We start from the raw sequence: 23,221 nt of genomic DNA, 5'->3' as shown, positions 1-23,221 counted from the left end.
CTCCCTTGTGAACTTTAGATTACTTGTCGTTAAGCGCTTCGACACCTGGAAGAGCTTTACCTTCCATGAACTCGAGGCTTGCGCCGCCACCTGTAGAAATGTGACTCATTTTATCTGCAAGACCAAATTTCTCAGCCGCTGCAGCAGAATCTCCACCACCGATGATCGAGTATGCATCGCTGTCCGCTAATGCTTGAGCGACACCTTTTGTTCCGTTTGCATATTTATCAAGTTCGAACACACCCATTGGTCCGTTCCAGACAACGAGTTTCGAAGCCTTGATTGCTTCTGCATACAGCTCGATTGTTTTCGGACCGATATCGAGTGACATGTGATCCGCTGGGATACTGTCGATGTCGCGTGGTCCGACATATGTTTCTTCGCCGAATTCCTTCGTGATGACACAGTCAACCGGCATCAAGAATTTCACGCCTTTGTCTTCTGCTTTTTTCATGAATTCCTTCGCCTGTTCGATTTTGTCAACTTCAAGAAGTGACGTACCGACTTCATAACCTTGAGCTTTGAGGAATGTATAAGATAATCCTCCGCCGATGATCAACGTGTCGACGATATCAAGCAAGTGATCGATGACGCCGATTTTGTCCGCGACTTTCGAACCACCGATGATCGCTGTAAACGGACGATCCGGGTTTGAGAGAGCTTTACCGAGAACCTGAAGTTCTTTTTCGATCAACAATCCTGCTACAGCTGTCTCGACATGATGTGCGATTCCTTCTGTAGAAGCGTGCGCACGGTGCGCTGCACCAAATGCGTCGTTGACGAAAACGTCTGCAAGTTTCGCAAAACCTTCTGCGAGTTCAGGATCGTTTTTCGTTTCGCCTGGGTAGAAACGAACATTTTCAAGAACGATGACGTCTCCTTCTTCAAGCTTGCTGACCGCTTCTTCAGCGACCGGGCCGTATGCTTCTTCAACGAGCTTGATGTCTTTACCAAGCAATTCGCTAAGGCGTGCTACGACTGGTGCAAGTGAGAACTCAGGGTTTTTCTCGCCTTTTGGACGTCCCATATGGCTTGCGAGGATGACTTTCGCTCCACCGTCAACCAAGTGTTTGATTGTCGGAAGGGCAGCACGGATCCGTGTGTCATCTGTGATCTTGCCGTCTTCTAGCGGTACGTTGAAGTCCACACGTGTAAACACGCGTTTTCCTTTTACATCGATATCGCGAATTGATTTCTTATTCATACATTCGTCCTCCGTCTCATACGTATAGTGAGGGGCTCATGCGCCCCTCCAGACTTTTTTCCGCAATAAGAGCGGAGACTGGTATCGTTTCCGCTCTTATTCAATTGCTATTTAATTGCTCGAATTACTTAGCGATTTGTGCGAAGTGTTTGAGTGTACGAACGAGTTGGCTAGTGTAAGACATTTCGTTGTCATACCAAGCAACTGTTTTAACGAGTTGTTTGTCGCCTACTGTAACGACTTTCGTTTGTGTTGCATCGAAGAGTGATCCGTAAGAGATACCAACGATGTCAGAAGAAACGATTTCGTCTTCAGTGTAACCGTAAGATTCGTTAGCAGCTGCTTTCATTGCTGCGTTAACTTCTTCAACTGTTACTTTCTTCTCGAGAACTGTTGTGAGCTCAGTGAGTGAACCTGTAGCAACTGGTACACGTTGTGCTGCACCGTCAAGTTTACCTTGAAGTTCTGGAAGAACAAGACCGATTGCTTTAGCAGCACCAGTTGAGTTAGGAACGATGTTAGCTGCCGCTGCACGTGCACGACGGAAGTCACCTTTAGGGTGTGGAGCGTCGAGTGTGTTTTGGTCGCCAGTGTAAGCGTGGATCGTTGTCATGAGACCTTGAACGATTCCGTACTGATCTTGAAGAACTTTAGCCATAGGCGCGAGACAGTTCGTAGTACATGAAGCACCAGAGATAACTGTTTCAGTTCCGTCAAGAATTTCGTGGTTCGTGTTGAAGACAACTGTTTTCATGTCGCCAGTAGCAGGTGCTGAGATAACGACTTTTTTAGCGCCGGCTTTCAAGTGAAGCTCAGCTTTTTCTTTGTCTGTGAAGAAACCAGTACATTCGAGAACGATGTCAACACCGAGCTCGCCCCATGGGAGTTCTTCTGGGTTGCGGTTAGCAAGTGTTTTGATTTCTTTACCGTTGACGAGGAAGTAACCGTCGTGTACTTCAACTTCTCCGTCGAAACGACCTTGAGTCGTATCATATTTCAAGAGGTGTGCAAGCATTTTAGTGTCTGTAAGGTCATTGATTGCGACTACTTCGATTCCGTCAAACTGAAGAATTTGACGAAGTGCCAAACGTCCGATACGTCCAAATCCATTAATACCAACTTTTACTGCCATGATAATTTTCCTCCTTTTAATGTAAAGCGAGTTATCTATTATTCAAAAGGGGGCTACCCTTTCAAAATCGTTGTTGCTGCCCCTTCATCCGTAATCAGGATGATGTCCGGGGACTGTTTGACATACGCATTGATTGCTTCTGCTTTAGAATGTCCTCCGGCGACGACGATGACGTGTTCGACTTGTTTTAAGTCGTCGAGTTGAAGACCAACCGTCTTCACCCGGTGCACGATCTTTCCGTCCCGATCGAAGTAATAACCAAATGCTTCCGCTACCGCATGTTCCTGTTCAAGCTGTTCCAGTAACTCGGTCGAAGCGCGACGACGTTTTGCCATCGTTTTTGCCTCACCAATTCCATGTACCACGATTGAGGCATCTTTAATCATTTGTAACACATTTTTAATGCTTGGCTCTTCCACCATCTTCACAAACGTTTCCTTGCTGACCATGTCTGGAATGTGCAATAAGTGATAATCACTTTGTGCACGGGATGCCATCCGTGAACAGACCGTATTCGCTTGTAATTCAAGGGTTTCACCTAAGCCGCCACGTGCCGGCACGAATGTCATCGGACGGTTTTCCTTATCGGGCGACATCATCGCCGCGACGGAAGCCATCGTCGTACCTCCTGTGACTGCAATCGTGTTGTGTACAGATGAAGAAAGTTCTCGTTTCAAACGTGCGACCGTCGCACGTCCCATATCGCGTTGCACCCAGAAGGTTTGATCCGAATCTCCTGGTACGATGACGACATCCCGGACGCCCAGTTTTTCCTTTAAGGCTTTCGCCATGTCAGAAATCCCGGCCAGTTCTGCCATCACGCTGTGCATACTTCGTAAGACGATTCGCCCTTCATCTGTCAAAGACATTCCTTGTGTCGCCACTTCGAGCAATCCCTGCTCTTTCAGGAAGTCCACTTCCCGACGTAACACCCGTTCCGTCAAGCCGAGGCTTGTCGCCAGTGTCCGCCGGCCAATCGGCTGCATGAGCCGGACATAATGAAGTATGTCGTAACGTGTCTGCATTTCTTCGATCAGATCAGGCACGATTCGTTTTTGGATCTGTACTAACTGCCGAATCATGTATTCCCGCTCCTCTCAAGTTGCTGGACACTTTACGTCCCGCGTGTCATATCTTGTCCCACTTGGTACATCCTCATCATAACAGCCCTCGTACAAGGATTCAAGCCTCGCCCTTTAACTTTTTTCAAGTAAGCGGTTTCTTATCGCCTCTGTCTCGAATTTGCCATAACTCCAAATTTCGGACTGATGCATGACGACAGGAATTTCATATAAAAACCGGAGACTGAGCGCAGCATCTTCTTCAATGTTCACTTCTTCGAATGTCCAATCCGGAAATTCATCGAGCACGAAATCAAGTAAGAAGGCGGCTTCCTCACATAGCGTACATCCGGGACGTGAATACAGTGTTAAGGTCGTGTGTTCTTTTGATGGCATCATTCATTCGCCTCTCGTCGTTTCGTCATGTCGGACCGGGTCAAGTACAGACCCGCCCGATACTTCGCGACTGTCCGTCTTGCGACCCGGATGCCTTCCAGGTCGAGACGGTTGACGATCTGTTGATCCGACAGCGGCGAGGTCGCTTCCTGAATCAATTGTGCGATTCGGGCCTTGATTAAAAAGCTCGATGTGCCGCTTTTCGTCTTCGATACAAAAAAATTCTCAAGCTCAAGGGTTCCCTGAACCGTCCGGATCGTTTTGTTGGCAATCGCCCGACCAATCGTCGACGGATGGTATCCCGTTTGTTCGGCGACTTCTTTTTTCGTCAACGGTTCTAAATGAAGTTCCCCTTTGAACCAACGGATTTGCCGCGCAATGATAACGTCCAGAATCGAATGCAAGGTTTTGCGTCGTCGTTCATAGGCACTCAAAAAAGGTGTTGCTTCCTCAAGATCCGTCCAGGACGTATCAAGTGTTAAGCCATACCAGTTGACTTGCACCTGACCGTCGACCCACTCGACATCGGCTTCCGGGATCGTCATCGTGGTCGATGTCGGTAAGAGTGGGGTTTTCGGTAACCGTTCAATCCGTAGCTTCATTTGTTTCCGCTCTGTCCCGTCATTAATCTTTTCCAAGACGTTTGTAAGAGATTGCCCGTCTGACAGATCAGCGACCAAATCAATCAAACGGTCTTCCTCAAGCTCCATGGCATGCAACAGGCGACACTCCGCTTCCGAGCGTGCCGCAATTCCGGTCGGTTCACATTGCTGAAGCAGTTGTCGTGCTTGCTTGATTGTCGACTCCTCACAGTCAAGCAAAACTGCTAATCGTGCGTCGGTCGTTCTGAGTAATCCATCCGCGTCTAAGTACATGATGAGTTGTTCCGCCATATATCCTATTTCCTGTCTGACCGATTCTAAACGTATTTGCTGAAGAAGTTCCGCTTCAAACGAGTCAATCCGGACTGCGACCTGCTCTAAATCCGGCGGAATCATTTTTCTTCCATTATGTTCAGTACGAGTAGCACGACGGATGATTCGATACAATCGTTCCTCGAGTTCTGCCCGCGTCTCTTCCAGCACTGCCAATTGAAACAACTGGGCGGCTGACATCACGAGACGTTGTGCTTGTTCCTGTCTCTGTTCCATCCGTTCCCCTCCCTTTCCCGTTAAAATAGATTCTGCTTCTATTATATAGGATGGACCTTCATTCAATCGTCTCTTACGTTTTGACAAAAAATCAGTAAACTTGAAAATCTAGTATTGCTTTTCTGAAAAAATGTCGGTATACTATTAATTGTTCAGTAATTACATGCACCCGTAGCTCAGGGGATAGAGCACTGGTTTCCGGTACCAGGTGTCGGGAGTTCAAATCTCTCCGGGTGTACCATACTTGAATCTTCAGGCAATGCCGTTTACGGTATTGCCTTTTTTCTATACTGATATGTTTAGCAGCCACTGTTTCAGGAAAAATATATAAAACCAACAGCGTATCTTTTGACCAATATTGACCAAAGGATTATGATAAGGACAAGTCGAATATGTGCTACATACCAACCATAAGGAGGCAAAGACTATGTTAATTCCAACAGTCATCGAACAAACCAACCGCGGGGAACGTGCTTACGATATCTATTCCCGTTTGCTGAAAGACCGCATCATCCTTCTCGGGAGCGCGATTGACGACAACGTCGCCAACTCAGTCGTTGCCCAGTTACTTTTCCTAGCAGCAGAAGATCCAGATAAAGAAATCTCACTTTACATCAACAGCCCGGGCGGCTCAATCACAGCAGGTATGGCGATTTACGATACGATGAACTTCATCAAACCACAAGTTTCAACAATTTGTATCGGAATGGCTGCTTCAATGGGTGCGTTCTTGCTCCAAGCCGGCGCTAAAGGAAAACGTTTCGCTCTTCCTAACGCTGAAATCATGATCCACCAACCACTCGGTGGTACACAAGGTCAAGCATCGGACATCAAAATCCATGCAGAACGCATCATCAAAATGCGTGAGCACCTCAACAAAATCATGGCTGAAAACACAGGACAACCACTTGAAGTCATCGAGCGTGATACAGAGCGCGATAACTTCATGTCTGCTCAAGCAGCAGCTGACTACGGTTTAATCGACCGCGTCATGGAACGTGCTTAATCTTCACCTGACCGTCTTCGCAGATTGCGAGGACGGTTTTTTTTGTGTGTACAAAAAAAGACCTCCGTCCGTTGCCCGCCCCTCTCGGAACAGACACAGAACAGAGATCCCTGTTGTTTAGTCGATCAAATCTGTGATATCAGATACGATATCGTGGTTTTCGCGAATCAATGTGTAGATTCCGTTCGCATGAGGTGAAAGTTCTTCTTCCGCCTGCAATTGTTTTAGGAACAACGATGTCGCAAAGGCGACGAGCGTACTTTTTGGTACACCGATCGTTTTCGCTTTTTTCGTAAGCACTTCATCAAACTTCGCATCAACTGTCAGCGAAATACGTTTTTTCTCATTAGCCATTTCAAAAACTCCTTAATTCGAACATTTAGTTGCATCGACTATATATTATAGTAGACTATGGTTCATCTCGCAAGTTACTCCCTAAAGAGCCCCGGTCATCGACTCGCCGTTTCGGATTTTATCCGCAATTTGATCAATCTTGCGCAATCGATGATTGATCCCGGATTTCGAGATGGAACCACTCTCGACCATCTCACCGAGTTCCTGTAAGGTTACGTCTTGATGTGTCACCCGCAAGATGGCGATTTCTCTTAATTTGTCCGGCAAGACATCAAGTCCGACCGTCCGTTCGAGAAACTTAATGTTCTCGACCTGGCGTAACGCCGCCCCGACGGTTTTGTTGAGGTTCGCCGTCTCACAGTTGACGAGCCGGTTGACCGAATTCCGCATATCTTTTAAAATCCGGACATCCTCAAACCGTAACATCGAATACGTCGCCCCGACGAGCTTCAGAAAATCAGAAATCTTCTCACTTTCCTTGATGTAGAGAATATGTCCTTTTTTCCGTTCAATCGCTTTTGCATTCAAATCAAATTGATTCGTCAGGCTGCGTAAGGCAGCATTATGTTCTTCGTACAGACTGAAGATTTCCAAATGGTACGAAGACGTCGCCGGATTGTTCAACGAGCCTCCGGCTAAAAAGGCACCGCGCAGATAGGCCCGTGCACGCCGTTCGTCGTTGACGATCGAATTACTGATCGAACGGATCATCGTAAACCCTTCCCCTAAAATACCAAGGTCTTGTAAAATCTTATCCGCCTGTTGTTTGACGCGGACGATATAGACATTATTTTTCTTCAGACGCATTTTTTTCCGGACAAGTAAATCCAGATGGACGGCATAGGCCCGTTTGAGCAAGGAATAAATACGGCGGGCAATCGATGCGTTTTCCGTCGAGATATCCAGTGTCAGTCCACGTCCGAGTCCAAATGAGATCGCTCCATTCATCCGGGCCAAGGCAGCAAGTTCCGCCTTCATTTCATGATCGGTGATCGCGATTTGCGTTAACTCTTTTTTGACTTCTGATGCAAAACTCACGTCAGTTCCTCCTTCCCTTCGAATTGACGCACACGTCGGATGGATAGAACTTTCCGCATGACGAGGCTTGCGACAGCATCTGAGTCATGACGGATGAAGTGGTGGTTATAATCCACGATATCGTCCGCGAGTACTTCAATTCCTGCTTCTTCAAAACTTGATTCATCATAGGTCACGATGTCGGCATGATCCTTTTGATACTTCCGCAGATAACTGACATCAATCGATTCGTTGTTGACGATGATTGTATCAATCACCCCTTTACCGAGGAATCGTTCCAACACATTCAAGTGATCATTTGCCGTAAAGGCCGTCGTCTCACCCGGTTGCGTCATGACGTTACAAATATAGACGACCGGCGCAAGCGATTGACTGATGGCGTCCCGGATTTCCTCAATCAGGACGTTCGGAATGACACTCGTATAGAGACTGCCGGGACCGAGGACGATGACGTCGGCATCGAGAATCGCCTGAATCGCTTCCGGAACCGGACGGACATCCTCTTCCTCGAGAAAAATCCGCTCGATGACTTTGCCGACTTTCGGAATCAGCGATTCTCCTTTGACAATCGTTCCGTCTTCAAACTCGGCACATAACGTAATCGTCCGTTCCGTCGCCGGATAGACTTTCCCTTCGGCATTCAAGAGTTGTCCCATGACACCGATCGCTTCGACGAAGGAGCCGTTACAGAGTTGCGTCGCTGCCGTCAGCATCAAATTACCGAGTGAGTGACCGTGCAGCCCTTCTCCCGTCTCAAAGCGGTACTGCATGATCCGGTCCATCAGTGTCTCCGATTTCGAGAGCGAAACGATGACGTTCCGGATATCGCCCGGTGGTAGCATGTTAAACTCTGTCCGCAGACGGCCGGAACTGCCCCCGTCGTCGGCGACGGTGACGATGGCCGTGATATCAAGCGGATAGTGTTTTAACCCGCGCAAGAGAGTCGATAGGCCCGTTCCTCCGCCGATGGCGACGACTTTTCGTTCCCATTTCATTATTTCTCCTCCTTCGCGTGGACATAATCCCGGTGATTCGTCACGATATGGTATTGGTTCTTAAACTCTTTACTGATCGCTTCGGCAAACGTAATCGACCGGTGTTTGCCGCCGGTACAGCCGAGCGCGACGACGAGCTGTGATTTTCCTTCCCGCTCATACTGGGGAATCAGGAATTCGAGCATGTCGACGAGCTTTTTATAAAACAGCTTCGCTTCCGGCCACTGCATGACGTACGACGAGACTTCAAGATCGAGACCGGTCTTCGGTCGGAGTTCCGGAATGTAAAACGGGTTCGGTAAGAAACGTAAATCGAAGACGAGATCAGCGTCGAGCGGCAGGCCGTGCTTAAATCCGAACGACATGACGTTGACGGTGAACGGAATCCGTTCCCCTTCGGTAAACTCTTTTAAAATCCGTTCCTTTAAGGCGAGCGGTTTGATGTCACTCGTATCCATCAGCAACTGGGCTTTATCGCGGAACCCTTCGAGCAATGTCCGTTCCCGTTCGATGCCGATCAACGGCGAAGCCGTCGGTGCGAGCGGATGCGACCGGCGGGATTCTTTATACCGGCGGACGAGTACATCATTGCGGGCATCCAGATACAACATCCGGATTTGCAGATTCGTTTTCTTCAAATCTTCATAGACGACAAAGAAGCTGTCAATGAAATCACGAGCCCGTGTATCGATGGCAACGGCGATTTTCGGACGCACCTGCCCAATCACTTCAATCAATTGTGGCAATAACGTCGGCGGTAAATTGTCGACACAAAAATAGCCCAAGTCTTCAAAGCTGTTCATTGCGACCGTTTTTCCGGCGCCACTCATTCCTGTAATGATGACCAGTTGCGGTTGATTCTGTTCCATCTCTTCGCCCTCCAGACAACAGTTCCGTGTGTATTTTTTACTCTCGTTTCAGTATAACATAAAAAAAGAGCCAGCTTGATGGAAGAGCTTCCCAACCAAGCTGGATCTTGAATTAGACTTGTGATGATTCCTGTAATTGTTCAAGCAACGCTTCGATATAGTGTTGCGCGTTTTGCGCCGCAATCGAACCATCGTTTGTTGCTGTCACGACTTGACGAAGTGTTTTTTCACGGACATCGCCGGCTGCAAAAATACCTTTGATGTTCGTTTCCATGCCTTCGTTCGTCACGACATAGCCTTGATCGTTCAGAATGCCGAGATCCTGAACATATCCTGTGATCGGGTTCATCCCGATGTAGATGAAGACACCATCAATCGGATACGTCGTCGTTTCCGCTGTTTTCGTATTGATCAATTCAACGCCGCCGACTTTTCCGTTATCTTCGTTGATCTGTTTGACCGTATGGTTCCAGATGAAGTCGATTTTCGGATTGTCGAATGCCCGTTTTTGAAGAATTTTTTGCGCGCGTAATTCTTCGCGACGGTGAACGATCGTGACTTTTTTCGCGAAGCGTGTCAGGTAGACACCTTCTTCAACAGCCGAGTCGCCGCCACCGATGACGAACAATTCTTTTTCTTTAAAGAACGCACCGTCACAGACGGCACAGTATGATACTCCGCGTCCGCCGAGTTCTTCCTCACCCGGAACACCGATTTTCTTGTACTGCGCTCCCGAAGCGATAATGATCGCGCGGGCATGGTAATCCTTGTTGTGAGCATGGACGGTCTTGAATGCCGGACCGTCTTCAATGCTGCGTACGTCGCCGTACGCATACTCTGCGCCGAACGCTTTTGAGTGGTCGAACATTTTTTGTGAAAGATCCGGTCCTAAGATGCTGTCATAACCGGGATAGTTTTCGATATCTTCCGTGTTGGCCATCTGTCCGCCCGGAATACCGCGTTCGATCATCAAAGTCGAAAGGTTTGCACGTGATGCGTAAAGTGCTGCTGTCATGCCGGCCGGACCGGCACCAATAATGATGACGTCATAAATTTTCTGTTCAGTTTCTGTCATGATTCCACCCCATCTGTATTTTCGTTGTAACTTGAGTATAGGTGAGAATCGTACAAACGTCTAACACTTTGCACGAGCCGGGTTCAAAACGCGTTGATAGGAACGGATCGCTGCTGCCGCATCATCAAAGGAAACGTGAACGAGTGCCGCACAGTCTTCAATCAACATGCCGTCACGGACATCGTGGAATAAATAAATCAGAGCCGCAGCCGACTGTTCGACCGAATCAAACGTCTCACCGCTTAAAACGAGTCGCGCAAACCGTTCGTAAAAATCACCTTCGAGGCTCATCCGTTCTTCATCCGAGACGAATCGTTCCGCCAGACGAATCGTCATCAAGGCACGGTGAATCCGGGCATCGACGACGTCGTGCTCCCCTTTCATCTCATGAATGATTTGTTCCGTCAGCAGGAGGACGTCCGGATGATCCGTTACTTCCGGCATCATCGATAATGCGAGCTTGGCTTCTTCATCGTTCAGCTTGCCGAGTAACAACGCCGTAAAAATCCGTGAGACGTCGTCTTCCGTCTTCAAGGCTTGGATCAAGGCCGAGCGGAACTGAAGGTTATGACGGATGTCGTAAGCTTCCTGTTCTTCCCGCATACTTTGCGCTTCTTCTGATTGAAGGAACGCAGCTGCTTCTTCGACGTGTCCCGTCTTGAAAGCTGAGATCGACAGCCAGTGTCCGAACAACGGGTCTCCACGGTAACCGCGGCGTTCCAGTAACTTCAGTTCTTCGTAGGCCAAATCGTGACGACCGATGATCGCAAGCGTTGACGCGACCTTGTAGCGCGTCTCAAGGTTGAAGGAGCGGACGTGCTCGAGTTTGTTCGACAACCGGTGTGCTTCTTCATCCTGTCCCATCTCATGCAACAGCACGAGCGTGTTACAGAGAGCATGCAAGTTTCCCGGATTTCCATCGAGGACCTGTTCCAGTGAAGCAAACGCCCGGTCATTTTCTCCGAGGTAAAACTCGACGATGGCAAGATTGTTGTAGGCCGGCCAGAAGGTCGGGTACTGGACGATCAGGGATTCGAGCGTTTCCTGCGCCGCAAAGAGCATCCCTTTGTCGATTTGACGTTGTGCCTGAGCATGTAAACGAATCAATTCATCCTCATCGTCATCTTCCATCTCTTGTTCGAGATCGATTAATTCCACGAGCGCGGCCGATGCCTCTGCGTGTTTCCCGTTTGGTGCACTGGATAAATATTCAAGCGCATAATTTTTCGCCTCTTCATATAAGGAGACATGCGCGTAGTTATTCGCTAAATAAAATAATGATTCGGTATTTGACTGGTCGAGCGTCCGCACTTGTTTCAAGACATCATTGGCATGATTGATTTCGCCTGTCTCGAACAAAACACGAGCGTAACGTAAAAGATAACGGACATCACTCGGCTGAAGCGTCGTTGCTTCATCAAGGTGATAAACCGCCTCTTCCAGTCGCCCTTCCCGGTGCGCCTTCCGTCCGCGGAAATAAAAAAGCTCCGCTTGGCGCGTTGTAATCGCAAAGGGGTCTGCTTTGTATTCAGTTAATTCCATCATGATTCAAGCCCCCATAGATCTAAATCTGGTTTCGTAGTTGCAGAGACAAGAATAACCTATCTCGGAAACCGTTGCAACAGAAAAAAACGCCGGGGTTTATCCCCAACGTTTCGCATAAATCGATTCCAGTTCCTTGTAATTCTCCAAGCATTTTTGTACGAAAGCATCCGCTTGCGGGTTTTGTCCATTCAATCGTTCAACTTCTTTATCGAACGCTTGGCGTAAGCTTTCGGCGTAGCTCGGAATCTCGCCTTCATAGGCATAAACGACACCGGGAGCAACCGTTACTTTTTCGTGCGGGTGTAAGGCAGTACGGACATGGAAGAGCGGCACGTCGACCTGATTCGGATTGTGCAAGTCACCTTGAATCGGGTGTTTCTCGACGGCCAGTACCTCGACGACCAATCCTTGCGGACGTTCGGCAAATAATCTTCCGAAATACTTTCCTGTTTTGTACGTAAAGCGGATTTGATTCATCTCGTCCTCTCCTTCCTCTCACATTTTCGTCACATTTCGTGCCGGCGGAGCGGCTGACTCGACACCCGTTCTCCGGGCAGAATATCCCGATGGACGACGGAACCGGCTCCGACCATCGCACCGTCCCCGATTGTCACACCGGGTAAAATCGTCACGTTCGCGCCAATCAACACATCATTTCCGATTGTCACGTTGCCGATCCGGTATTCCGTCGTCAAATATTCGTGACAAAGAATCGTCGTATTAAAGCCGATGATCGTATTGGAGCCGATCGTAATCCGTTCCGGGAACATCGTATCCGGCATGACCATCAGAGCGAGTGCCGTCCGGTCACCGATTTTCATCCGTAAACACGTCCGGTAGAGACTGTTCTTGAAACGAAGCGACGGTGAGAACCGGCCGATCGTGATGATCGTAAAACACCACATCACTTTGAAGAACGACACCGTCCGGTACATATGCCAAAGCGGGTTCGTTGACCCGACGTGATACCGGTCAGTCCGCCTTGGCATTTTCGGCCTCGATCCAGTCACTCAACTGTTCCATCGAATCGATGATGACATCCGGTTCCAATGCTTCGAGATACGGACGTCCTTTAATCGCCCAGCCGACGGCAACGGTTTTCAGACCGGCATTCTTTCCGCCGTGGATGTCCGTATCATTGTCACCGACCATGATCGTTTCTTCGCGTGTCGAACCGAGTAATGCCATCGCCTTTTCAAACGGTTCGACAGCCGGTTTCTCTTCCGTCACATCATCTGCCGCGATGACCGCGTCAAACAGATGGGAAAGTCCAAACAGTTCGATTCCTTTTAACGCGACGCGGCGACTCTTCGACGTGACAATCGCCATCTTGTAGCCTTGTTCCTTCAATCGGCGTAATCCGTCGAGAACACCCGGATACTCAAGAACAAGTGCGTCATGCATCGCGATGTTGTAACTCCGGTAAAACGCGACCATCTCTTTCCACTGGTCCGCGTTCATTTCTGAAAATGACTTTTCAAGCGTCGGTCCGATGAACGGAAGCAGTTCTGCTTCCGTAAACGTCCGGTCCGGATAATAATAATCGAGCGTATGGGCAAAACTTTTTAAAATGAGGGGATTCGTATCAATCAACGTCCCGTCGAGATCAAAGAGAATCGTTTGAATCATCGGTTCATTTCGCCTCCCGTTTTGTTCCGTCCAAATAACGGACGGCATTTTTTCGGATAAACAGCATGATCAGACCAAAGACAATCAAACAGATCGAGACGATTTGCGCGGTCCGCAGTCCGCCTCCCATCATCAAACTGTCCGTCCGTAAACCTTCGATGTAAAAACGGCCAATCGAATACCAGATCAGGTAACCGAGGAACACATAACCGCGGCGCGGATTGAACTTCATCCGCCAGACAATCAACAGGATGACACCGATGATGTTCCAGATACTTTCATATAAGAACGTCGGAATGTAGTAGACCCCGTCAATATACATCTGATTGACGATCCAGTCCGGTAAGTGCAACGTATCCTGCAGGAATGTCCATGTCGTTTCTCCGCCGTGGGCTTCCTGGTTAAAGAAGTTGCCCCAGCGACCGACCGCTTGTCCGAATAAGAGCGACGGTGCCAAAATATCGGCAATTTGCCAAAACGAGATGTTTTTCTTGCGCGTATAAATCAGAACGGTCAAAATCGCACCGATGATGGCACCATGAATCGCAATCCCGCCTTGGCGGATGTTGATGATTTGATCGAGATTTTGACCATAATAATCCCATTCAAACGCGACATAATAAATCCGGGCGCAGATAATACTGATCGGAATCGACCAGATGACGACATCGACGGCATATTCTTCGTTAAAGCCGATCCGTTTGGATTCAAAGATGGCAATCATCAGACCGACGACCGCGCCAAGTGCAATGACAATCCCGTACCAGTAAATCGGAATCGGGCCTAACTCGATGGCGACGCGATCAAACGTCGGTTGGACACTCGCTAATGTTCCCATCATAGACCACCGTTCCCGTCTTCAATCGCTTTTGCAAGACGACCGGCAAACTCTTCTGCCGTGTTGATGCCCATGTTCTTCAGACGGTAGTTCATCGCCGCCACCTCGATGATGACAGCCAAGTTTCGTCCGGGACGAACCGGAATCGTTAAGAACGGGATTTCCGTATCAATGATTTGCAGGGTTTCCTGGTCCAGTCCTACCCGGTCATAGACTTTCGCCTGATCCCAAATTTCTAAATTACAGACAAGGCTGATTTTTTTGTGCGAACGAACGGCACCGGCACCGAATAAGGTCATGACATCGATGATACCGATTCCGCGGATTTCAAGCAGATGCTGAATCAATTTCGGAGCTGTCCCGACGAGAATCCCGTCGCCGGTCTGACGAATCTCGACCGAATCATCGGCGACCAAACGGTGTCCCCGTTTGACGAGTTCAAGGGCTGTCTCGGATTTCCCGACGCCGCTTGCCCCTTTGATGAAGACACCGACCCCGTAAATATCGACGAGCACGCCGTGCATCGCCGTCGTCGGTGCCAGTTCCGCTTCAAGGAAGTTCGTAATTTGTGATTCGACCGATGTCGTATGTCCCTTCGTCGTCAAAAGAGGGACATTCGTTTCGTCCGCTGCCTTGACGATTGCTTCCGGTACATCAAAACCACGTGTAATCAAAATTCCCGGTGTCTCATCCGTACAGAGAACGTTTGCCCGTTCGAGCTGTTCCTCATACGTCAGGTTGTTGAAAAACGTCAATTCCGTTTTCCCAAGAATCTGCAGACGTTCTGCTGGATAATAGGCGTAATATCCGGCGAGGACAAGACCCGGTCGACAAAGATCAGCCGTCAGAATCGGACGGTGCAGTCCTTCTTCTCCGGTGACAATTTTTAAATTGAATTGCTTTACGATTTCAGCTGTTCGCACTTTTGGTTGCACGCTCAATCAGCCCCTTTCACTTGAAGTATTGTACCATATTTTTCTCAAAATCAAGGATTTCGATTAGAAGTGGGCAATCTTGGGAATGGAGTACAGATAGGAAAAAAAGGAGGTTTTATTATGATGGAATCAACAGGCAGCGGAATCGGCATTATTATCATCATGATTTTATTCGCAATTCTCGCCATCGTCGGCTTTGTTTATCTGATCATCGCCTTGATCGATATGTGGAAAGCGTATTCGCGGAATCAGGATCAAACGGCATTATTATTCTTCATCATCTCGATTATCGGAATCTTCATCAGTGGTTCGTTCATCTCGTATATTTTAGCCATTATTTTCTACTGGAACCGTTCACGCCGGAAGAGTTGGATGGGGATTGCCTTGATCATTCTCTCGATCGTTCTCGGAATCATCGGCGTCATCACGCTCTTATCGTTTGGGTATGACATGAATAACTTCGAAAACATGAATCTTGACGATCCGATGATGGATCAAGATTACGATTATTAAGCAGGACCACTTTTCCATCCGGCGACTCCCTATCTTATGATAGCGGGTCGTCTTTTTTTTCGGCAAAAAAATCCTGCCCCTTATGAATCAAGGGACAGGACTCGGATTATAAGGCTTGCGGACTCAAGTGCACACCGTGTGTGACGGAAATGGTACCCGTCTTCGTATCGGCAGCGACTTCAATCTTCGGCGTCCGTCCACGACCTGACAGGAAGTGGAGTTTCCGGTTGACGACTTCTTTTTGATCACGGATCAATTCCATCTCATCGAGGTTACAGTTCAACCCGCCAAAGTTCGTTTCCAGTTCACCATAGACTTCCGCACCGTGCGGTAACATCAAGGCGATACTTCCCGCAAGTGATGAGGCTTGAATCTTCGCGTCCTGCACCGTCTTCAGTTCACAACGGACGTTTCCGTTCGCCGTCTTCAGTTCAGAGCGTTCAAATACACCGGTCGCGATGACTTGACCATTGGCGGTCTTCGCTTTTAACGACTTGATTTCCGATTCTTCGATTTCAATCGAACCGTTGGCTGTTGATGTCTTCACGTCTTCACTGAACAGGTCGCGGACATGGATCCGTCCGTTTGCTGTCATCAGTTGCACCGACGTCGCATCGAGTGACGACAACGTCACTTCCCCGTTTAACGTCTGCAAGATCAATGATTCATAGTGACGGCGTGGAATCTTCAAATGAACCGTCGCCCGAACACGTTTGTCTTTTAAACGAATCGATAACGTATTCGCAGAGACAGAGTGCTGAAGTGCTGCCTGCAGCTGTTCCAGTGCCTGTTCTTCGTTCACTTGACGGAGCGGGCGACCCGTAACGGTCAACTCACACTCTTCCAGGTCACCGGGTTCAACGATGGCATTGGCATTAAATAAGTCCAAATGAATCGTCTCACCACTGAACGGGAATTGTTTGACGTACGTGACGTTCGGTCCGGACGTTTGATTGAGTGACAAGTCACTCTCTTTAATCCGGTTGACGAGGCCGTCAAAAGCTGACATGACCTTTGTTGTCAAAGAATCGACCGTATAATGATCAACCCGGTCGTATTGTTCCGGTTCGTCCACATATTTATGCTCACTTGCCGACGACGGGTGCTGATCGATTGCCTCAAGCCGTTCGAGTTTGTCGAGCGCTTCGTCAATCGTCAGCTTTCCTTCTTTCACTTGTTCAAGTATCAGTTGGCGCATATCTTGCTTCATCAATAGTTCCCTCCTCTGATCTGGTACACGTTAATCGATGTGACTTGCTTATTTACTTCGTTCTACTTTCCTTACTTCCCTTTTTACGATTCCTGAATCAAAAAAGTTTCACGATTTGATTCGGGCCGTGTCTCGTTCGAGAACAGGTGCCAGGTAATGACCTGTATAGGATTCCTTGACCGCTGCGATTTCTTCCGGTGTCCCGGTCGCGACAATCTTCCCGCCACCGTCTCCGCCCTCTGGTCCGAGATCGATCAAATAGTCGGCTGTTTTGATGACATCCAGGTTGTGTTCGATGACGAGCACCGTGTCCCCGTTGTCGACAAGTCGTTGCAAGACTTTCAGCAACCGGGCGATATCGTGGACGTGCAGTCCTGTCGTCGGTTCATCGAGAATATAAATCGTTTTCCCGGTCGAACGTTTATGCAATTCGGATGCCAGCTTGACCCGCTGTGCTTCTCCGCCGGACAGTTCCGTCGCCGGTTGTCCGAGGCGCATGTATGTCAGACCAACGTCGGCAATCGTCTGCAGTTTCCGGCTGATTTTCGGAATCTTTTCAAAGAATTCCAACGCATCTTCGACTGTCATCTCAAGCACATCGGCAATCGTCTTGCCTTTATATTTCACTTCCAGCGTTTCCCGGTTATAGCGTTTACCGTGACAGATTTCACACGGCACGTAAACATCCGGCAGGAAGTGCATCTCGATCTTGATGATTCCGTCGCCGCGGCAGGCTTCACAGCGTCCGCCTTTGATGTTGAAACTGAAGCGACCTTTTTTGTAGCCGCGGAGTTTTGCTTCGTTCGTCGACGCAAAGACGTCACGGATATCGTCGAAGACACCGGTGTAGGTTGCCGGGTTCGAACGAGGTGTCCGACCGATCGGCGACTGATCGATATCGATGACCTTATCGATTTGATCGAGTCCGGAAATCCCTTTGTGCGCTCCGGGTTTTTCTTTTGCCCGGTTCATCTCATGGGCAATCGTCTTGTAGAGAATCTCATTGATCAATGTCGATTTCCCGGAACCGGATACCCCGGTCACGGCAACGAACAATCCAAGCGGAATGTCGACATCGACGTTTTTTAAATTGTTTTCCGATGCTTTATGGATTCGTAAGGCCCGACCGTCCGGTTGTTTCCGTTCAGACGGGACCGGAATGAACTTCTTGCCGGAGAGGTATTGTCCCGTCAATGAGTTCGGATCCTGCATCAATTCTTCCGGACGCCCCGCTGCCGTGACGAATCCGCCGTGATCGCCGGCTCCCGGTCCGATATCAATCAGGTAATCCGCCGCCATCATCGTATCTTCATCGTGTTCGACGACGATCAACGTATTTCCGAGATCGCGCATCGTCTTCAACGTATTGATCAGGCGGTCGTTATCGCGTTGGTGGAGTCCGATGGACGGTTCATCAAGGACATAGAGAACGCCTGTCAAACGCGAACCGATTTGTGTCGCAAGACGAATCCGTTGCGCTTCCCCACCGGATAATGTGCCGGCAGCACGCGAGATCGTCAGATAATCCAACCCGACGTTTTCGAGGAACGACGACCGTTCATGAATTTCGCGGACGATCATCCGGGAAATCGTCTGATCTTTTTCCGATAATTTACTTGGTAACTCTTCAAACCAAACGACGGCTTGTTTGACGGACATCTTCGTCACGTCACCGATGTGGATTCCTGACACTTTGACGGCGAGGGATTCACGTTTCAAACGGTGTCCTTTACACGTCGGACAAGCCTTTTTCGCCATGTACCCTTCCATCTGTTCGCGGATGTAGTCCGATGACGTCTCTTTGAAGCGACGCTGCAGGTTATTCAAGACGCCTTCAAAGAACAATGATGTATTCCGGACCATCCCGAAGTCATTTTCATAGCGGAACTGAATTTCTTCCTTACTGCTACCGTTCAATAGAATATCGCGGTGTTCTTCCGACAACTGTTCGAACGGCGTATCCATATCGATGTTGAAGTGGCTGCAGACCGCTGCCAATAGTTGCGGATAGTATTGGGAACTGGTTGGTTCCCAGGCGATAATCGCCCCTTCGTTAAGCGACTTATCCGGATGCGGCACGACGAGATCGACGTCGACTTCCAGTTTCGTTCCGAGACCGTCGCATGATGTACAGGCACCAAACGGTGAGTTGAACGAGAACATGCGTGGTTCAAGTTCACCGATCGAGAAACCGCAGATCGGGCAGGCATGGTGTTCGCTGAACAACAGTTCGTTCCCGTCCATCGTATCGACGATGACGCGACCGTCAGCGAGACGAAGTGCCGTCTCAAGCGAATCCGCCAGGCGGGCTTCGACGTCCGGACGAACGACGACCCGGTCGACGACGACTTCAATCGAATGTTTTTTATTTTTCTCGAGTTCGATGTCATCCGTCAAATCAATCGTTTCTCCATCAACACGGACGCGGACGAAACCTTCTTTTTTCAAATCTTCGAAGACTTTGACATGAGCGCCTTTTCGTCCGGAAATGATCGGCGCGAGAATTTGCAGACGGCTGCGTTCCGGCAGTTCCATCACTTGGTCGACCATCTGACTGATTGTCTGGCTCGAAATTTCGATGCCATGATTCGGACAGATCGGTTTCCCGATCCGTGCATACAGCAGACGGAGGTAGTCATAGATTTCCGTGACCGTCCCGACCGTCGACCGCGGGTTTTTACTCGTTGTCTTTTGGTCGATTGAAATGGCCGGACTGAGTCCTTCAATCGCATCGACATCCGGTTTGTCCATCTGACCTAAAAACTGACGGGCGTAAGCGGACAGACTTTCGACATACCGTCGTTGCCCTTCCGCATAAATCGTGTCAAACGCGAGCGATGATTTCCCCGATCCCGATAAGCCCGTCAAGACGACGAGCTGATCGCGTGGGATTTCGACATCGATGTTTTGTAAGTTATTGACGCGAGCGCCCTTGATGATGATCTTGTTCTTTTTTTCTGCCAACTTAGGCACCTGCTTTCAATTCTAAGATAAGGTCACGCAATTCTGCTGCCCGTTCAAACTGCATGTCTTTTGCCGCTTGACGCATCTCTTGGTCGAGCTGTTCGAGCAATGTTTCGCGTTCCGGTTTTTTCAGTTTATTGAACTTCTCGAGTTTCTCGACGGTATCATCACTTTCAATCGTCGTACTGATGACACCCCGGACATCTTTTTGAATCGTTTTCGGCGTAATGCCGTGCTCTTTATTAAAGGCGAGCTGAATGTTGCGCCGCCGTTCAGTTTCATCAATGGCCCGCTGCATCGAGTCGGTCATCTTATCGGCAAAGAGAATGACGTGTCCTTCCGAGTTCCGGGCGGCCCGGCCGATCGTCTGAATCAGCGACCGTTCCGAACGCAGGAATCCTTCTTTATCGGCATCGAGAATCGTCACGAGCGAGACTTCCGGAATATCCAGTCCTTCCCGCAACAGGTTAATCCCGACGAGGACATCGTATTTGCCGAGCCGCAGGTCGCGGATGATTTCAATCCGTTCGAGGGTCTTGATTTCCGAGTGCATATAGTTGACCTTGACGCCATGTTCCTTCAGATAGTCCGTCAAGTCTTCCGACATTTTTTTCGTCAGCGTCGTCACGAGCACCCGCTCATTTTTCGCGACACGCTCCCGGATGTTATCCATCAAGTAGTCGATTTGTCCCGTGATCGGATGAATCTCGATTGTCGGATCAACGAGTCCGGTCGGCCGGATGATCTGTTCGACCATCTCTTTTGTATGTTCGATTTCGTAAGGACCCGGTGTCGCCGAGATATAAATCGCTTGGCTGACCTTCTCTTCGAACTCCTCGAACCGGAGCGGCCGGTTATCCTTCGCCGACGGCAGACGGAAACCGTGATCGACGAGAACTTGTTTCCGTGCCTGGTCTCCGTTATACATACCGCGGATTTGCGGCAATGTGACGTGCGACTCATCGGCAACGAGTAAGAAGTCTTTCGGGAAATAGTCGATCAGCGTATACGGTGTCGAGCCCGGTGGCATTAAGTTCAAGTGACGGGAATAGTTTTCAATTCCGGAACAGTAGCCCATCTCGCGCATCATCTCGAGATCGTAGTTCGTCCGTTGTTCGAGACGCTGGGCTTCGAGCAACATGCCGTCTTCGCGCATCTTCGCGAGTTGCGTTTCGAGCTCAGCCTCAATGTTCGTAATCGCTTTTTGCAGACGGGTATCCCCCGTCACGAAGTGGGATGCCGGGAAAATCGAAATGTGTTCCCGGTCGGCAATGATTTCCCCTGTCAATGGGTCCATATCACGGATCCGTTCAATCTCATCTCCAAAAAATTCGATCCGGACACACTGTTCATCGCGGGACGCCGGGAAGATTTCAACGACATCACCCCGAACACGGAACCGCCCGCGCTGGAAGTCGATATCATTTCGTTCATATTGAATGTCGATCAGACGACGCAACATCTCGTTTCGTCCCATCTCGTTTCCGACACGCAACGACAGCACGTGGTTGTTGTACTCTTCCGGATTACCGAGACCATAGATACACGACACCGACGCGACAATCAGGACGTCTTCCCGTTCGAACAGGGAAGATGTCGCCGAGTGACGCAGCTTGTCAATCTCATCGTTGATTGATGAGTCTTTTTCGATGAACGTATCCGTCGACGGTACATAGGCTTCCGGTTGGTAATAATCATAAAAGCTGACGAAATATTCGACCGCATTATTTGGGAAGAACTCTTTGAACTCCGAATACAGCTGACCGGCAAGCGTCTTATTGTGTGCCAAGACCAGCGTCGGCTTCTTAATCTCTTTGATGACGTTCGAGACGGTAAAGGTTTTCCCTGTCCCTGTCGCGCCGAGCAACGTCTGATGGCGTTCACCGTTCTTGACGCCTGCAATCAATTTTTTAATCGCTTCCGGCTGATCGCCACCCGGTTCAAATGGTGATACTAACTCAAAATCCATCGTATTCTTCCCCCTCATCCAGTTCACAAAATCTATTTTTATTGTACCACTTTACGAACAAACATTCGACTTTGAAGTGCTCCTCTTAGAAGTTACCCGTTTTTCGCCAAAAGAAAAAGTCCAGCCCGTAGGCTGAACTGTTTTTTTGAGCTGGATTTTGATTTTGACTCACTGAAGCGTCCGGATTTTCGTCCGTTTGTTACCGGGCTCACTGACGAACAAAATCCCGAGATCGTGGTGATCCTGTTCATAAAAGGCCCTCTGTGCGAACCGGACGTCTCCGTTATGGTTCATGACTTCGAGACGCAGGTACGGTTTATGTTTTTGAATCGCTTCATAAAACGATTTCTCCGACTCGACGAACTCTCCGTTGACTTTATAGATTGCTTCACCCGGAACAAGCCCCATCTCGGAAGCCGGTTTCTCCGGTAACGTTCCCAGAATGACGACCCCACGTTTACCGTTCAGGAACAACGGGGTCTGGGACCGGTTAAGTCGTTTCGTCCGCTGATGCAGAATCAGGTGAATCATGAGCAGGACCGGCAACCCGTACAACCAGATGTCCTGTCCGGTCAGGAAGGCGCCTGCCGCGAGCACGACGGACAACAGGAACGTGATCAGCCGCCCTTTGATCAGGGGACGGATCAACTGGTCCGGCAACTGGCCGGTAAAGAGGAAACTGAAGCCGATCGGCAGGAACAAGACAATCGGAACGAATTCCGGAAACGACCACTGCGGAATCAAGGCTTCGAGACTGCTTCCCGGCACGAAGACGACGAGCGGAATCAGCCACAGTTTGTTGGACGACAGCCCGCCGATGTAACGTCCCCGTTTCGATAAGACGAGCGACGGCGATAAATTCTTTTTCCCCCGCCAGATCAGCAACAGCAATTCGGCACCTAACGACAGGGTCGCAAGCAGCATCCAATCGCTGACGCTGACATCGCGGAGACCGTCAATCCGGTCACTCGTCATGAACCAGGTGAGTCCTGCCAGGATGACAAGCGGTCCGAGCGGTAAATTGAAGCGGATGATACCCGTCAACAAAACCAGGAACGTCAACACCATGAAGGCGATTAGAAACTCTGACGAGACCGTCAATGTCAGACTTATACTGATGACGGATAAGACAAGACCAACGACGAAGCCTGCAACAAGCGTTTCGAAGACATCGGTCCGTTTGCTACGCGTGCGTGAGCGGAACAGATTCCGTTCGCGTTTGACACGTCGCATACTGAGTAAAAAACTGACTAGAATTGCTAACCACAAGATTGGACTAGCGAAGAGACTAATCACTGTCCAACCGAATCCATCGAGTAATTCCACGCTCATTCAGA

The 23,221-nt window shown here is 49.3% G+C and carries 22 protein-coding genes and 1 tRNA gene; 3 read left to right on the top strand and 20 right to left on the bottom strand.

Translation table 11 applies throughout. From position 1 onward, the window contains the following. Positions 1-19 precede the first annotated feature (19 nt). From DVG79_RS01090 to DVG79_RS01070, 5 genes are all read right to left on the bottom strand, one after another. The gene (locus tag DVG79_RS01090) at positions 20-1,204 is read right to left on the bottom strand and encodes a phosphoglycerate kinase (RefSeq protein WP_114595123.1); all 1,185 of its coding nucleotides are present in this window, start codon (positions 1,202-1,204) and stop codon (positions 20-22) included. 124 nt (positions 1,205-1,328) lie between these two features. Then, entirely contained in the window at positions 1,329-2,336 is a 1,008-nt protein-coding gene (gene gap, locus DVG79_RS01085; protein ID WP_114595122.1) for a type I glyceraldehyde-3-phosphate dehydrogenase, read from the bottom strand. A gap of 53 nt (positions 2,337-2,389) precedes the next feature. After that, positions 2,390-3,418 carry a sugar-binding transcriptional regulator gene (locus DVG79_RS01080; RefSeq protein ID WP_114595121.1) on the bottom strand — a complete coding sequence of 343 codons (1,029 nt, stop codon included), beginning with the start codon at positions 3,416-3,418 and terminating at the stop codon, positions 2,390-2,392. A gap of 114 nt (positions 3,419-3,532) precedes the next feature. Then, positions 3,533-3,796 (bottom strand): glutaredoxin family protein, encoded by a 264-nt coding sequence (locus DVG79_RS01075; RefSeq protein WP_114595120.1) that lies wholly within the window; start codon positions 3,794-3,796, stop codon positions 3,533-3,535. Continuing rightward, on the bottom strand, positions 3,793-4,944 hold the full coding sequence (locus DVG79_RS01070; RefSeq protein ID WP_114595119.1) for an RNA polymerase factor sigma-54: 1,152 nt from the start codon (positions 4,942-4,944) through the stop codon (positions 3,793-3,795). Before DVG79_RS01070 ends, DVG79_RS01075 begins: the two co-directional genes overlap by 4 nt. 165 nt (positions 4,945-5,109) lie before the next feature. Between DVG79_RS01070 and DVG79_RS01065 the strand changes: the two genes are divergently transcribed. Both DVG79_RS01065 and clpP read left to right on the top strand, forming a co-directional pair. Continuing rightward, positions 5,110-5,185: transfer RNA gene (locus DVG79_RS01065), tRNA-Arg, on the top strand. A 153-nt stretch (positions 5,186-5,338) separates the two neighbouring features. Further along, the gene (clpP, locus tag DVG79_RS01060) at positions 5,339-5,950 is read left to right on the top strand and encodes an ATP-dependent Clp endopeptidase proteolytic subunit ClpP (RefSeq protein WP_255412930.1); all 612 of its coding nucleotides are present in this window, start codon (positions 5,339-5,341) and stop codon (positions 5,948-5,950) included. Positions 5,951-6,067: 117 nt separating this feature from the next. On the opposite strand, the gene DVG79_RS01055 is transcribed toward clpP, so the two are convergent. The 11 genes from DVG79_RS01055 to hprK form a co-directional block, all read right to left on the bottom strand. Beyond that, on the bottom strand, positions 6,068-6,304 hold the full coding sequence (locus DVG79_RS01055) for a hypothetical protein (RefSeq protein ID WP_012371268.1): 237 nt from the start codon (positions 6,302-6,304) through the stop codon (positions 6,068-6,070). Positions 6,305-6,385: 81 nt separating this feature from the next. Continuing rightward, a complete protein-coding gene (gene whiA / locus DVG79_RS01050; RefSeq protein WP_114595118.1) occupies positions 6,386-7,342 on the bottom strand; it encodes a DNA-binding protein WhiA in 957 nt (318 codons plus the stop codon). Next, entirely contained in the window at positions 7,339-8,337 is a 999-nt protein-coding gene (locus DVG79_RS01045; RefSeq protein ID WP_114595117.1) for a gluconeogenesis factor YvcK family protein, read from the bottom strand. The genes whiA and DVG79_RS01045 overlap by 4 nt, the downstream gene beginning before the upstream one ends. Then, a complete protein-coding gene (gene rapZ, locus DVG79_RS01040) occupies positions 8,337-9,206 on the bottom strand; it encodes an RNase adapter RapZ (RefSeq protein ID WP_012371271.1) in 870 nt (289 codons plus the stop codon). The genes DVG79_RS01045 and rapZ overlap by 1 nt, the downstream gene beginning before the upstream one ends. A 112-nt stretch (positions 9,207-9,318) precedes the next feature. Further along, positions 9,319-10,281: a thioredoxin-disulfide reductase gene (gene trxB, locus DVG79_RS01035; RefSeq protein WP_114595116.1), complete on the bottom strand. Its 963-nt coding sequence runs from the start codon at positions 10,279-10,281 to the stop codon at positions 9,319-9,321. Between the two features lie 60 nt (positions 10,282-10,341). Beyond that, positions 10,342-11,826 carry a tetratricopeptide repeat protein gene (locus tag DVG79_RS01030; RefSeq protein WP_114595115.1) on the bottom strand — a complete coding sequence of 495 codons (1,485 nt, stop codon included), beginning with the start codon at positions 11,824-11,826 and terminating at the stop codon, positions 10,342-10,344. 96 nt (positions 11,827-11,922) lie between these two features. Next, on the bottom strand, positions 11,923-12,303 hold the full coding sequence (kapB, locus tag DVG79_RS01025; RefSeq protein WP_114595114.1) for a sporulation phosphorelay system protein KapB: 381 nt from the start codon (positions 12,301-12,303) through the stop codon (positions 11,923-11,925). A gap of 29 nt (positions 12,304-12,332) precedes the next feature. Beyond that, entirely contained in the window at positions 12,333-12,815 is a 483-nt protein-coding gene (locus tag DVG79_RS01020) for an acyltransferase (RefSeq protein ID WP_114595113.1), read from the bottom strand. Further along, positions 12,799-13,455, bottom strand: coding sequence for a pyrophosphatase PpaX (gene ppaX / locus DVG79_RS01015; RefSeq protein ID WP_114595112.1), 657 nt, complete (start codon positions 13,453-13,455; stop codon positions 12,799-12,801). The genes DVG79_RS01020 and ppaX overlap by 17 nt, the downstream gene beginning before the upstream one ends. Positions 13,456-13,459: 4 nt before the next feature. Continuing rightward, positions 13,460-14,293, bottom strand: coding sequence for a prolipoprotein diacylglyceryl transferase (lgt, locus tag DVG79_RS01010; protein ID WP_114595111.1), 834 nt, complete (start codon positions 14,291-14,293; stop codon positions 13,460-13,462). Next, positions 14,293-15,228, bottom strand: coding sequence for an HPr(Ser) kinase/phosphatase (gene hprK / locus DVG79_RS01005; RefSeq protein ID WP_114595110.1), 936 nt, complete (start codon positions 15,226-15,228; stop codon positions 14,293-14,295). Before hprK ends, lgt begins: the two co-directional genes overlap by 1 nt. 120 nt (positions 15,229-15,348) lie before the next feature. On the opposite strand from hprK, the gene DVG79_RS01000 reads away from it, so the two are divergent. Beyond that, the gene (locus DVG79_RS01000; protein WP_114595109.1) at positions 15,349-15,741 is read left to right on the top strand and encodes a hypothetical protein; all 393 of its coding nucleotides are present in this window, start codon (positions 15,349-15,351) and stop codon (positions 15,739-15,741) included. Positions 15,742-15,847: 106 nt separating this feature from the next. Here the strand turns inward: DVG79_RS01000 and DVG79_RS00995 are convergent, their stop codons facing one another. The 4 genes from DVG79_RS00995 to DVG79_RS00980 form a co-directional block, all read right to left on the bottom strand. Continuing rightward, entirely contained in the window at positions 15,848-16,951 is a 1,104-nt protein-coding gene (locus tag DVG79_RS00995) for a DUF4097 family beta strand repeat-containing protein (RefSeq protein WP_114595108.1), read from the bottom strand. Between the two features lie 108 nt (positions 16,952-17,059). Then, positions 17,060-19,915, bottom strand: coding sequence for an excinuclease ABC subunit UvrA (gene uvrA, locus DVG79_RS00990; protein ID WP_114595107.1), 2,856 nt, complete (start codon positions 19,913-19,915; stop codon positions 17,060-17,062). A 1-nt stretch (position 19,916) separates the two neighbouring features. After that, positions 19,917-21,884 (bottom strand): excinuclease ABC subunit UvrB, encoded by a 1,968-nt coding sequence (gene uvrB, locus DVG79_RS00985; protein WP_369835014.1) that lies wholly within the window; start codon positions 21,882-21,884, stop codon positions 19,917-19,919. A gap of 168 nt (positions 21,885-22,052) precedes the next feature. Then, positions 22,053-23,216, bottom strand: coding sequence for a PDZ domain-containing protein (locus tag DVG79_RS00980; protein WP_114595105.1), 1,164 nt, complete (start codon positions 23,214-23,216; stop codon positions 22,053-22,055). Positions 23,217-23,221 lie beyond the last annotated feature (5 nt).

This window comes from Exiguobacterium sp. RIT594 (assembly GCF_003339585.1).
In the GTDB taxonomy this organism is placed as follows: Bacteria; Bacillota; Bacilli; order Exiguobacteriales; family Exiguobacteriaceae; genus Exiguobacterium_A.
This window is presented reverse-complemented; position numbering and strand designations above follow the sequence as displayed.